This window comes from Labrys wisconsinensis (assembly GCF_030814995.1).
Taxonomy (GTDB): domain Bacteria; phylum Pseudomonadota; class Alphaproteobacteria; order Rhizobiales; family Labraceae; genus Labrys; species Labrys wisconsinensis.
Genome location: NZ_JAUSVX010000005.1, coordinates 68,456 through 80,759, shown reverse-complemented (window position 1 = coordinate 80,759; position 12,304 = coordinate 68,456). Strand labels below are relative to the sequence as shown.

Sequence of the window (12,304 nt, the reverse complement as noted above, 5' to 3'; positions counted from 1 at the left end):
GCCGCACCTGTTGCTTAGGAAGTGTCGACGAATAAGTGCTTCAAACGCGACGCCAGCCGATCCCCTCCCCCTTGTGGGGAGGGGTAAGGGGTGGGGGTCCATCAGGATAGGGCGCAGCGCTCGTCACAGCGCGCCCTTTAACATCCGATCCGCCTCGTTCTGCACGACCCCCACCCTTTATCCCTCCCCACAAGGGGGAGGGAAGGCCCAGGCGTCGAGCATGGACCGATAGGAACGCGTCTGGCCCCGCCGCAACTGGCTACACCGATTCGATTCACTTATTCCCCGGCGACGCCTTAGCCGAGCAACTCGAGGTCGTGCATCCGAAGATCCGTGATGTATCCAACGTCATTTTCGAAGGCCCGATCGAGCGGATCGACGGGCGTGTGGAAAGCCTCAACGGCACGGTGCGCCTGCATCGGCCAGTACGGCCTCGACCCGACCGCCCCTACCCGCGTGGGCACCACCTCAGCGACGTCTGGTTCTGAAACGGCGCCGGCCGTGCTCAGGCCGGTGCCGCGAACGCCCTGATCCCAACGCCGCTCTCCTCCAGCCGGGCTCGCACCCCGGCGGCGATGGCGACGGCCGCCGGCGTGTCGCTATGGACGCAGATCGAATCGATCGGCGTCTTCAGCATCTGCCCGGACACCGTCTCGATGGCGCCTTGCCCGACCATCCGGACGACCCGCTCAGCCGCCGCCCCGGCATCGTGGATGACGGCGCCCTCCAGCTTGCGCGAGACGAGAAAGCCTTCCTCCGTATAGGCGCGATCGGCGAAGATCTCGGACTTGACCGTCAGGCCGGCCTCGCGCGCGATCCGGTCCTGGAAGCCGAGCGCGATGGCCAGGCATATCAGGCTGGGATCGACCGCCTTGACGGCGCGTGTCACGGCTTCGGCGACGCCGCGGTCGGTCTGCGTCAGGTTGCCGAGCGCGCCATGCGCCTTGACGTAGCGGATCGGGTGGCCGGCATAGGTGGACAGCGCCTGCGCCGCGCCGATCTGGTAGGCGACCAGCCTCTCGATCTCGCCTGCCGTGTGCGGCAGGACGCGGCGCCCGAAGCCCCACAGATCGGCGAAGCTCGGATGCGCGCCGACCGCGACGCCCTTCTCGCGCGCCATCGCGAAGGTGGCCGCCATGATCTCGGGGTCGCCGGCATGAAAGCCGCAGGCGACGTTGGCGGAGCTGACGATGTCGAGGATCGCCGCGTCGTCGCCGAGCCTATAGGCGCCGAAGCCCTCGCCCATGTCGGAATTGATATCGACCTGCAGTTGCCTGTCCCTCATGGTGTTTTCCTCCAAAGCATTGTCCAGCGAACCGGTTATCGGTTCGCGTGAAGACAATGCGTCGAAACAAGGAGATGGAGAGCGTGAACGATTCAACTTGAAGCGATCACGCTCGAGAGTTCGAACCATCGGCGGTTGCCTTCAGGCCAACGCGTAGAGCGGCGTACCATAACCCACGACCGCCCCATCCTCGACCAGCGCCGCGCCGAGCACGCCGTCTGCCGGCGCAATGACGGCCCTCAGGCATGGCCCGACCTGCAGGACACCGACCGTCTCGCCCTGGCGCACCGTCCGGCCGGGCTCGGCAATGGGGCGGCCGGTCGTCGGGTGATCGAGGCGGAATACGCCGACGCCGGGCGCGCGCACGCCCCTGGAGGCCGTCTCGGCCTTCGGCGCTTCGGTATCGGCCACTGGTGTCTCGGCAACGGCGGCCTGCAGGCGCAGGCGCAGCGAAAAGCCGGCCTCCGCCACTTCGATCTCGCCGATGCCGGCGCCGGCGCACCAGGCGACCAGCCTTTCGATCTCCTCAACCGTCATCGCCGCTCCGCCCCTCGAGAAGGCCGCCGTCGATCAGGCGTTCGAGATGATGAATATCGAAGCCTCCGGCGGCAAAGCCGGGCTCCTGCATGAGGAGGCCGTGCAGCGGCGCGTTGGTGGCAATGCCGGCGGCCTCCATCTCGGCCAGCGCCCCGTGCATGCGCCGGATCGCCTCGGCCCGCGTCGCGCCATGCGCCAGGAGCTTGGCCACCAGCGAATCATAGTGCGGCGGCACGGTGTAGCCGGAGTAGAGATGCGATTCGACGCGGATGCCGGGGCCGCCGGGCGGCGTCCAGCGCTCGACCCGGCCCGGATGCGGCCGAAAGCTGAAGGGGTCCTCGGCATTGATGCGGCACTCGACGGCGTGGCCTTGGATGCGGATGTCCGCCTGCTTGAACGACAGGGGCTCGCCCTGCGCGACGCGGATCTGCTCGCGCACGATATCGATGCCGGTGACGAGCTCGGTGACGGGATGCTCCACCTGCACCCGGGTGTTCATCTCGATGAAATAGAAGCACCCGTCCTCGTAGAGGAATTCGAAGGTGCCGGCGCCGGTATAGCCGATGGTCAGGCAGGCGCGGGCGCAGAGCTCGCCGATCCCGGCGATCGCCTCGCGGGCAATGCCGGGCGCCGGCGCCTCCTCGATGATCTTCTGGTGGCGGCGCTGCATGGAGCAATCCCGCTCGCCGAGCCAGACCGCTCTGCCATGGCGGTCCGCCAGGATCTGGATCTCGACATGGCGCGGGTGCTCCAGGAACTTCTCCAGGTAGACCTGCGGGTTGCCGAAAGCCCGCCCCGCCTCCTCCCGCGCCAGCGACACGGCTTCCATCAGCGCACCGGCCTCGCGCACGACGCGCATGCCGCGCCCGCCGCCGCCGCCCGCCGCCTTGGCGATGACGGGATAGCCGATGGCCCCGGCAATGGCGCGCACCGCCTGCTCGTCCTGCGGCAGCGCGTCCGCCGAGCCGGGAACGCAGGGAACGCCGGCCGCGATCATCGTCCGCTTGGCGGAAACCTTGTCGCCCATGATGCGGATCGCCGCCGCCGACGGCCCGATGAAGACGAGGCCCGCCTTCTCGACGGCCTCGGCGAAGGCTGCGTTCTCCGACAGGAAGCCGTAGCCCGGATGGATCGCGCCCGCTCCGGTGAGCTGCGCCGCGGCGATGATCTCCGCGATGTTGAGATAGCTCCCGGCCGCGGCCGCCGGTCCGATGCAGATCGCGTTGTCCGCCAGCGCCACATGGCGAAGGCTCGCATCGGCGTCCGAATGGGCCGCGACCGTCTTCAATCCGAGGGCGCGGCAGGCGCGCAGGACGCGCAGGGCGATTTCACCGCGATTGGCGATCAGGACGGTCTCGAACATCGCCCTCAGCCCACCTCTTCCAAGACGAACAGCACGTCGCCGGACTGCACGGCGGCGCGGTCTTCGAACGCGATCCGGACGATCCTGCCGGCACGGTCGGATTCCACGACGTTGAAGGTCTTCATGGCTTCGAGGACGCCGATCTTCCGCCCTTCCTCGACCATGTCCCCGACCGAGACGAGCGGCGGCTCGCCCTCCGCGGCGGAGCGATAGAACACGCCCGTGAGCGGCGCGCGGATCGAATGCCGCGCGAGCGTCGCAACGGCCGGGCCCGAACCCGCGGGACCGCTCGCGCCAGGATCTGGCCCGGGCTGCGGCGAGCTGGCCTGCGGCGCGGATGGCGTCGGCGCCGCCGGCCTGGCGATGCGGATGCGCGCGCCGGCGTGCTCGATCTCCAGCTCGCTCAGGGGTGAGCGCGAGACGAGTGCGATCAGCCTTTGGACGAAGTCCAGATCCATCGCCGCGCTATCCCTTGGCCCGGACGGCCGCGGCGATGCGCGGCGGCGTTGCACAATCCGGCTCGCCGGCGCTGGAGCCGACGACGTCGATGCCGGCCGAGCGCATCTCGATGGCCCGGGCGGTGACCGCCATGCCGGGGCTCGGCCTGATGACGTCGAGACGGAGAACGATGCGGCCCACGAACCATTCCTCGGCATGACGGCCTCGCCTCGCCGGGCGGAGGACGTTCGATCAAAATTGGATAATGTATTCTCTTTTTTACGTCAAACCTCTTTTTCCGCACCGAAGACCGGGTTATGTCTGTTGGAGACGCGGGATCGATCGCAAAAAGTATCCAATCCTCCGTCACCGCCGACAAACCACAGAGGGGATCACGACTGGAATGGACACGAGCTATGATGTGGTGATCGTCGGCGGCGGCGTTGTCGGCAGCTCGATCGCCTATTTCCTGTCTGCCAATCCGGATTTCGATGGCAGCATCGCCGTGATCGAGCGGGACCCCTCCTACACGGCCTCCTCGTCCTCGCTGTCGACCAGCGCCATCCGCCAGCAGTTCGGCACGCCGCCGAACATCGCCATGTCGAAGTTCAGCATCGATTTCCTGCGCGAAGCGGGCACACGGCTCGCCGTCGGCGACGAGCTGGCGGATATCGGGCTGCACCAGCCCGGCTACCTCGTGCTGGCGCCCCCCGAGCGGGCCGAGGCGCAGCGGGCCAAGAACCGCGTTCAGCGCGGCATGGGCGTCGACATCGCGTTGATCGAGCAGGCCGACCTCGCGCGGCGCTTTCCCTGGCTCAACACGCAGGACCTCGCCCTCGGCTCGTTCGGCCTCGGCAGCGAAGGCTGGTTCGACGGTCCGGGCCTGATGCAGGCCTTTCGTCGCAAGGCGCGCGCGCAGGGCGTCGACTATGTCGCCACGACCGTGACCGGACTGGCGATGGCGTCGCCCCGTAAGGTCGGCGACGTCGTGCTCGGCAATGGCGGACGGATCTCGGCCGGCACGGTGATCAACGCGGCCGGCCCCTGGAGCGCGGGCATCGCCGGGATGGCGGGCGTCGAGCTGCCGGTCGTGCCGAGCAAGCGCTGCGTCTTCGTCTTCGAGACGCCGGCAAGGATCGAGAACTGCCCCTTCGTGTTCGATACCAGCGGCTTCTGGCTGCGGCCGGAGGGCCATCTCTTCCTGTGCGGCATTCCGCCGGTGCGCGAGAACGAGCCGGACGATTTCGGCCTGGACGTGGACTACGACCTGTTCGACGAGCTGATCTGGCCGGCCCTGGCCCATCGCGTGCCCGGCTTCGAGCAGCTCAGGATGCTGCGCGCCTGGGCGGGGCTCTACGAGTACAATACGTTCGACCACAGCGGCATCATCGGACGTCACCCGGAGGTCTCGAATTTCGTGCTGGCCACCGGCTTCAGCGGCCACGGCATGATGCATGCGGCGGCAACCGGTTCGGGCGTCGGCGACCTCATCGCCTACGGAGACTATCGCTCCATCGACCTGTCGGCCTTCCGCTATGAGCGCATCGCCAGCGGCCAGCCCATCGAGGAACATGTCTACTGAAGCGGAACCGGCGGCGTGCCGTCGGAGTGACAACAACCGGCGAGCGGTGCTATGCGTCCGGCTCTTCAATCAACATGGCACCGCATGCCGACCATGGGCGGTCGCCCCCAGGCTGATGAATGCTCGTACAGAAGAAAACGATCTCGGCCCAGGTCGCGGACGCCATCAGGCAAAAGATCCTGGTCGGCGAGTACGAGGCCAATCTCCAGCTGCGGCAGGAGCATCTGGCCACCGAATTCGGCGTCAGCCGGATACCGGTGCGCGAGGCGCTGCACCAGCTCCACTCCGAAGGCTTCGTCACGCTCGTCTCCCATAAGGGAGCCGTCGTCTCCTCGATTTCCCTCGACGAGATTCTCGAGCTCTACGAATTGCGCGCCCGTATCGAGACATGGCTGCTCGGCCTTGCCATTCCAAGGATGACCGAAGCCGACCTCGCGCTTGCCCGTGAACGGGCCAGGCAGCACCAGGAGCAGGGCAGGACAGGCGAGTATTCCAACCAGCTGAACTGGAACTTTCACGCCGCGCTCTACGCGCCCTCCGGCCGCAAGACCACGATCGAACTGGTGGGGCGCATCTACCAGCAACTGGAACGGTACACGCGCATGATGGTGTCGCTGACCGAAATCCAGGTCCAGTCCGACCGCGACCACTGGCAGCTCATCGAGCTGTGCGAAGCCAAGGACACGCTGCGCGCCGTCGGCCTCCTGGAAATGCACATCATCACCAGCGGCAAGTTCCTGGTCGACCGGCTTCAGGAATTGCGGGGCAGCTGACCGACCAGCCGTCCCGCAAGCGATCCTCATCGGCCTTCCCGAGCCTCGCCGAGGCGATCACTTGCCGGGCAGATTGGTCGCCCGGGTCAGCAGGATGACGCCTCCCTTGTCGGCCGTGTCGTAATAGGTGAAGCCGGTGCGGTTCTGCCGGCGCCCCCGCATCAGCACGGCCAGCCCATCGGCCTCAGCCCTGGTTTCGGCGGCATCGGCATCGCCGACCTCGAAGCCGATATGGAAGACGCCTTCGCCCTTGGCATCCAGGTGAAGCCGCTGCGGTGACGGATCCCGGCTCGGCTGGCAGAGCTGCAGCTGAACGGTCGGCAGATTGCAGATCCGGTATTGCATCGCCATGAAGCCCTTGGGGCTCGGCACCTCGAGCTCTTCATATTCCGCCAGCGGCGGATAGGCTTCCCAGGGCCCGATGCCGATGGAGCTGTAATAGGCCGCGGCCTTGTCGATATCGTGCACGACGATGCAGATATGATGCAGCTTGTCGAAGTTGCCCATGTCCTCACTCCTTGATTGGGACCGTATAGTTCAGGACGCGGCGCCCCCCGTCGGGGTAGATCGTCTCGCCGGTGACGTAGGAGGCATCGTCGCTGGCCAGGAACGCCACGACGGACGCGATCTCCGATGCCTTGCCGAGGCGCCCGAGCGGCGTGCGCGAAAGGATAGCCCGGCGCATGTCGTCGGAATCGATGAAGGTGCCGTCCATCACCATCTCCGTGGCGATGGTGCCCGGGCCGACGCCGACGACACGGATGCCATGGGGCGCGAAGGCGACGGCTGCTGTGGTGGTGACCTGGTTCATGCCGCCCTTGGAGATCGCGTAGGTGGCGACGCGCGGATTGGCGAGACCGGAATTGATCGAGGACATGTTGATGATGACGCCGCCGCCGCCCTGCGCGATCATCTGGCGGCCCGCTGCCTGGGTGCCCATGAAGGCGCCCTTCAGGTTGACGGCGAGAACCCGGTCATAGTCCGCCTCGCTGATGTCGAGAAAGTCCTGGACCGGCGCGATGCCGGCATTGTTGACCATGATGTCGATGCGGCCGAACCCGGCGACCGCTGCCGCGACCAGCGCGTCGACCTGGTCCTTCCGGCTGACATCGGTGACGACGGAGAGGACGGTGTCGGCCGCGCCGATCTCGGCGGCGCATCGCGCCAGCTCCGCGGCATCGATATCGCCGAGCACGACCTTCACGCCTTCGGCCAGAAAGCGTTCCGCGCAGGCACGCCCGATGCCGCGCGCCGCCCCGGTGATGACCGCCACCCTGCCCGCCAGTCTCATGTCCGTTCCTTCGTCATTGTGGAGAGGCCGGCACCACGGGCAGATGCGTGCCGAGCCTGGCCGTGGATTCGGGGCATCTCCCCCACCCTAGCGGATCACGAAGGGGTTGGCGGTCTTGCCGGCCGTGTCGATCCACACCGTCTTGGTCTGCAGATAGGCATCGATCGCCTCCTGCCCGCTCTCGCGGCCGATGCCGCTCCTCTTATAGCCGCCGAACGGCGCCATGTAGGAGACCGCGCGGTATGAATTGACCCAGACCGTGCCCGCTTCCAGCGCGGCCGCGCCGCGCAAGGCGCGGCCCATGTCGCCGGTCCACAGCCCTGCTGCGAGGCCGTAGGGGCTGTCATTGGCGATGGCGAAGGCCTCCTCCTCGTCGTCGAACGGGATGACGGAGAGGATCGGCCCGAACACCTCCTCGCGCGCAATCCGCATCGTGTTGTTCACCCCGGTGAAGATGGTGGGCTCGACGAACCAGCCCTCGGCCAGCTCGTCCGACATCGGCGTCCCTCCGCCCAGCACGCAGGACGCGCCCTCGCCGCGCGCGATGCCGAGATAGGAGAGCACCCGCTCGCGCTGCGCCTGCGTCGTCATCGGCCCCACCTGCGTCTGCGCCAGCGCGGGATTGCCGATCCGGGCGCTCGCGGCCAGCGCCGTGACATCCGCCACAAAACGGTCGTGTATCCGGCGCTGCACCAGCAGGCGCGAGCCCGCGATGCAGGTCTGGCCGCTGGCGGCGAAGATGCCTGAGATCGCGCCGTTGACCGCGCTCTCGATATCCGCATCGTCGAAGACGATGTTGGCCGACTTGCCGCCGAGCTCCAGGGTGACCGTCTTGAGCCCTTCGGCAGCGGCGCGGTAAACCGCGATCCCGCCGGGCTCGCCGCCGGTGAAGGCGATCTTGGCGACGTCGGGATGGGAGACGAGCGGCACGCCGACATCCCCCGGCATGCCGGTCACCGTGTTGACCACGCCCGGCGGAAAGCCCGCCTGCTCGAACAGCTTCACGAACTCCAGCGTCGAGGCCGAGGCATGCTCGGACGGCTTGATGACGACGGTGTTGCCGGCGGCCAGGAGCGGCGCGAGCTTCCAGGTCAGCAGCAGCAGCGGCGAGTTCCAGGGCACGATGGCCGCGACGACGCCCAGCGGCTCGTGCCGGGTGAAGGCGAACATGCCCGCCTTGTCGATCGGCAGCACCGCCCCTTCGATCTTGTCGGCGAGACCGCCGAAATAGCGGAACCATTCGGGGATGTAGCGCAGCTGCGCCGTCATCTCGGTGATCAGCTTGCCGTTGTCGCGCGTCTCGATGGCGGCGAGGCGCTCGGCGCTCCCGGCGATCAGCTCGGCCACCCCGACCAGCAGCTTGCCGCGGGCGGTCGAGGTGAGGCCGGCCCAGCCCTTCGACCGAAAGGCCGCCTTGGCGGCGGCCACCGCGTCGTCCACCTCGCTCCTGCCGCCGCGCGGGATCAGCGCCCAGGGCTTGCCGGTAAAGGGATCATGGCTCTCGAATGTCTCGGCGATCGGCTGGAGCCGGCCACCGACCGTGTTCTGGAAGCTGACCAGCGCCATGTCGGCCCTCAACAGGTGGCAAAGCCCAGATGGGCGCGAAAGCGGTTCTTGACCTCCACCGCGTCGCGCGGCGGCAGCGAGCGCGGCAAGTTTTCGGCGGCGATCTTCAGCACGAAGAGGCGCGGCCCCTCAGCCGGGCGGCGAAGCCGCTCGCACAAGGCGTCGACCTCCTCCAGCGAGCGCAGTTCGGCGGTTTCCGAAAAGCCGCAGGCGGCCGCGACCTTGTCGAAGCCGATGCCCCTGCCGGTATGGCTGACCTGCATGCCGGTCTCGCCGAAATGCTGGTTGTCGAGCACGATCACATCGAGATTCCCAGGTCGCGCCACGGAGATCGTCGCCAGCGAGCCGAAGGCCATGAGCTGCTCGCCATCCCCGGTGATGACCATGACCCGCCTGTCGGGCTGGGCCTGGGCGAGCCCGAGGCCAACCAGCGCGGCACCGCCCATGGCGCCCCAGAGGTAATAATTGTCGTCGCGGTCGCCGGCCGCGTGGACATCGTAGCTCGGCGAGCCGAGGCCGGTGACGACCAGCGCGCCGTCGCGAGCCTCGAGGAGCTTCTTCACCGCCGCCCGGCGGTCCATCGTCGGCAACGTCATGTCGGTCACCACGTCTTCTTGCCGAGCAGCCGCTGGCCGATCAGCACGGCCATCTGCTGGTCGGCGTCGAAGGCCATCGCAGCCGCCTGCGCCACCATGGCGACGAGGTCGGGTCCTGTCTCGGCGCGCAGCACCGTGAGGCCGATCGCCCGCAGCGACGCTTCCGTCGCCTGTCCCATCGGCACCTGCCACGGGTTGAACTCGGCCCACTCCCCCCGCATCGTCACCAGGATGAGCAAGGGAAAGCGCGCCTGCACGGGGAGCGACAACATGTTGATGCAGTTGCCGACGCCCGACGATTGCATGAGCACGACGCTGCGCTTGCCGCCGAGCCACGCGCCGGCGGCAATGGCGATGCCTTCCTCCTCCGTCGTCAGCACAGTGGTGACGACGTCCGCATCCGCGCTGAAGCGGCGGATCAACGTGGTATGGCCGGCATCGGGCACATAGGACATCTGGCTGATGCCGGCGGCCTTGAGCACGTCATAGACCTGATCCGGCCACTGCCTTTCGGATGCCGCCGGGGTGGGGGCGAAAGCAGCTGCTTCCGGGTCTTTCGCTTGCAGGCTCGTCGCCACCTTCGACCTCCGAGATTTCGATCGGCATCAGGCTAACTCAGATGGCCGATCCAATCCTCGTCTCTTTCTCGTTACCAGATATAATGATACTCGATAGCTCATGGAGCTTTCACAGCTGCGCACGCTGATCCACGTCGCCGAGCTCGGCAGCCTGAGCAAGGCCGCCGACCGGCTGCATATTGCCCAGCCGGCGCTCAGCCGGCAGGTGCGCATGCTCGAGGAGGAGCTGGGCTTCGCCCTTTTCCTGCGCCACGGACGCGGGATGGTGCTGTCGGAGCAGGGCAAGGAGGTGCTGGCGCATGCCATGCGGGTGATGGCCGAGATCGACGAGATCCGCGCCACGGCCACGCCCGCCGACGCGCCGCTGACCGGCGAGGTGGCCATCGGCCTGCCACCCACCGTGGCGGACATCATCTCGCTGCCGCTGGCCGCGGCCTTCGGCAAGGCCCACCCCAGGGCGAAGCTCAGGCTGGTGAGCGCCTATACCGGCTACTTGCTGGACTGGCTTCACCGGGGCGAGGTCGACGTTGCGGTGCTCTACGACCCGCGCATGGCCCGCTCGCTCCGCTCCCGCCCGCTGCTCCTGGAGAACCTGTTCCTGATCGGCCCGCCCGATGCGGGATTTTCCACCGTGCGCGCCGTGCCGTTCGCCTCGCTCGCCGGCAAGCGCCTGCTGCTGCCCAGCATCAAGCACGGGCTGCGCATCCTCGTCGAACGCTGCGCCGCCGAAACCGGCATCACGCTCGACGTCGGCATCGAGGCGGACTCCTACGCCGCGCTGAAGGATCTGGTGCGCGGCGGCCATGGCTGGACGATCCTGCCGCTTGCTCCCATTCATGCCGACGTCGCCGCGGGTCGGCTCACCGCCGCGCCGCTGATCGATCCAGTGCCGGTGCGCCGCCTCATCCTGGCCTACCCGGCCGACCGGCCTGCCTCGCGGCTGGCGCGGTTTGCCGGTCAGGCGATCGAGGACATCGCCAAGGACCTCGTCGAGCGGGCCGTCTGGGTCGGCCAGCTTCTCGGCTCGGCGCCGTGAGCATTTGAGTTCCGGCATAGCTGGTCACACCAGCCATACGTTGCCGGCGGGAGACGCCAGCCTGATAATGTGGCCGGGAGCAAGGCGAAGGATCGGGCGCATCTCATGGACGACTATCAGGACATCCGGGACGCCGTCGCCAAGCTCTGCGCCCGTTTTCCCGGCGAGTACTGGCGCGCGCTCGACAGGGACATGGCCTATCCCAGCGAGTTCGTCGCCGCCCTGACGCAAGCCGGCTGGCTCTCGATCCTGATCCCGGAGGACTATGGCGGCTCCGGCCTGCCGCTCTCGGCGGCCGCCGCCGTCCTGGAGGAAATCCAGCGCGCCGGCTGCAATGGCGGCGCCTGCCATGCGCAGATGTACACGATGGGGACGCTGCTTCGTCACGGCTCCGAAGCGCAGAAGCGGCGATACCTGCCGAAGATCGCCACGGGAGAGCTGCGCCTGCAGGCCTTCGGCGTCACCGAGCCGACCAGCGGCACCGATACGGGCGCGCTCAGGACCACGGCCCGGCTCGACGGCGATCATTTCGTGGTCAAGGGGCAGAAGATCTGGACCAGCCGCGCCGAGCACTCGGATCTGATGCTGCTGCTGGCGCGCACCACGCCGCTTCGGGACGGCATGAAAAAGACGGACGGCCTCTCCGTCCTCATCGTCGACATGCGCGAGGCCGTCGGCAACGGCCTCACCATCCGGCCGATCCGCACGATGATGAACCACGCCACCACAGAGATCTTCTTCGACGACCTCAGCGTGCCGGCCGAGAACCTGATCGGCGAGGACGGCAAGGGCTTCCGCTACATCCTGTCCGGCATGAACGCCGAGCGTATCCTGATCGCGTCCGAATGCGTCGGCGATGCGAAATGGTTCATCGACAAGGCCAGCACCTATGCCAAGGACCGGCATGTGTTCGGCCGGCCGATCGGCCAGAACCAGGGCATCCAGTTTCCGATCGCCAGGGCCTACGCCAACATGCGCGCGGCGGAGCTGATGGTCCGGGAGGCGCTGCGCCTCTACGAGGCCGGCAAGAACCCCGGCGCCGAAGCGAACATGGCCAAGATGCTGGCGGCCGACGCCTCCAACGAAGCCGCCAATGTCTGCATCCAGACCCATGGCGGGTTTGGTTTCGCGGAAGAATACGACGTCGAGCGCAAGTTCCGCGAGACGCGCCTCTATCAGGTCGCGCCGATCTCGACCAACCTCATCCTGTCATTCCTCGCCGAGCACGTGCTCGGCCTGCCGCGGTCCTACTGAAGGTG

General features: G+C 67.6%; 14 protein-coding genes. 4 read left to right on the top strand and 10 right to left on the bottom strand.

Annotated elements, in window-relative coordinates; all coding sequences use genetic code 11:
• Nucleotides 1–505: 505 nt before the first annotated feature.
• From QO011_RS15015 to QO011_RS14995, 5 genes are all read right to left on the bottom strand, one after another.
• Entirely contained in the window at nt 506–1,285 is a 780-nt protein-coding gene (locus QO011_RS15015; protein WP_307273351.1) for a LamB/YcsF family protein, read from the bottom strand.
• Between the two features lie 141 nt (nt 1,286–1,426).
• Nucleotides 1,427–1,822 (bottom strand): acetyl-CoA carboxylase biotin carboxyl carrier protein, encoded by a 396-nt coding sequence (locus QO011_RS15010; protein WP_307273348.1) that lies wholly within the window; start codon nt 1,820–1,822, stop codon nt 1,427–1,429.
• Nucleotides 1,812–3,185, bottom strand: coding sequence for an acetyl-CoA carboxylase biotin carboxylase subunit (gene accC / locus QO011_RS15005; RefSeq protein ID WP_307273346.1), 1,374 nt, complete (start codon nt 3,183–3,185; stop codon nt 1,812–1,814). The genes QO011_RS15010 and accC overlap by 11 nt, the downstream gene beginning before the upstream one ends.
• Nucleotides 3,186–3,190: 5 nt before the next feature.
• Complete coding sequence (locus tag QO011_RS15000; RefSeq protein WP_307273343.1) at nt 3,191–3,643, bottom strand: acetyl-CoA carboxylase biotin carboxyl carrier protein; 453 nt, start codon at nt 3,641–3,643, stop codon at nt 3,191–3,193.
• Between the two features lie 7 nt (nt 3,644–3,650).
• Nucleotides 3,651–3,824: a hypothetical protein gene (locus QO011_RS14995; protein ID WP_307273342.1), complete on the bottom strand. Its 174-nt coding sequence runs from the start codon at nt 3,822–3,824 to the stop codon at nt 3,651–3,653.
• A gap of 202 nt (nt 3,825–4,026) precedes the next feature.
• Here QO011_RS14995 and QO011_RS14990 point away from each other — a divergent pair, with 202 nt between their 5' ends.
• Nucleotides 4,027–5,205, top strand: coding sequence for an NAD(P)/FAD-dependent oxidoreductase (locus QO011_RS14990; RefSeq protein ID WP_307273339.1), 1,179 nt, complete (start codon nt 4,027–4,029; stop codon nt 5,203–5,205).
• A 119-nt stretch (nt 5,206–5,324) separates the two neighbouring features.
• Nucleotides 5,325–5,978 (top strand): GntR family transcriptional regulator, encoded by a 654-nt coding sequence (locus QO011_RS14985; RefSeq protein ID WP_307273337.1) that lies wholly within the window; start codon nt 5,325–5,327, stop codon nt 5,976–5,978.
• Between the two features lie 57 nt (nt 5,979–6,035).
• On the opposite strand, the gene QO011_RS14980 is transcribed toward QO011_RS14985, so the two are convergent.
• The 5 genes from QO011_RS14980 to QO011_RS14960 all read right to left on the bottom strand — a co-directional run bounded on the left by QO011_RS14980 (nt 6,036) and on the right by QO011_RS14960 (nt 10,009).
• Nucleotides 6,036–6,485 (bottom strand): VOC family protein, encoded by a 450-nt coding sequence (locus QO011_RS14980; RefSeq protein ID WP_307273334.1) that lies wholly within the window; start codon nt 6,483–6,485, stop codon nt 6,036–6,038.
• A gap of 4 nt (nt 6,486–6,489) precedes the next feature.
• The gene (locus tag QO011_RS14975) at nt 6,490–7,269 is read right to left on the bottom strand and encodes an SDR family NAD(P)-dependent oxidoreductase (RefSeq protein WP_307273332.1); all 780 of its coding nucleotides are present in this window, start codon (nt 7,267–7,269) and stop codon (nt 6,490–6,492) included.
• 87 nt (nt 7,270–7,356) lie between these two features.
• Nucleotides 7,357–8,835 carry an aldehyde dehydrogenase gene (locus QO011_RS14970; protein ID WP_307273330.1) on the bottom strand — a complete coding sequence of 493 codons (1,479 nt, stop codon included), beginning with the start codon at nt 8,833–8,835 and terminating at the stop codon, nt 7,357–7,359.
• Between the two features lie 8 nt (nt 8,836–8,843).
• Nucleotides 8,844–9,431, bottom strand: coding sequence for a thiamine pyrophosphate-dependent enzyme (locus QO011_RS14965; RefSeq protein ID WP_307273327.1), 588 nt, complete (start codon nt 9,429–9,431; stop codon nt 8,844–8,846).
• 5 nt (nt 9,432–9,436) lie between these two features.
• The gene (locus QO011_RS14960; protein WP_307273324.1) at nt 9,437–10,009 is read right to left on the bottom strand and encodes a thiamine pyrophosphate-binding protein; all 573 of its coding nucleotides are present in this window, start codon (nt 10,007–10,009) and stop codon (nt 9,437–9,439) included.
• A gap of 100 nt (nt 10,010–10,109) precedes the next feature.
• On the opposite strand from QO011_RS14960, the gene QO011_RS14955 reads away from it, so the two are divergent.
• On the top strand, nt 10,110–11,045 hold the full coding sequence (locus tag QO011_RS14955; RefSeq protein WP_307273323.1) for a LysR substrate-binding domain-containing protein: 936 nt from the start codon (nt 10,110–10,112) through the stop codon (nt 11,043–11,045).
• A gap of 105 nt (nt 11,046–11,150) precedes the next feature.
• Nucleotides 11,151–12,299, top strand: a complete 1,149-nt coding sequence (locus tag QO011_RS14950) for an acyl-CoA dehydrogenase family protein (protein WP_307273319.1) — start codon at nt 11,151–11,153, stop codon at nt 12,297–12,299.
• Nucleotides 12,300–12,304: the final 5 nt, after the last annotated feature.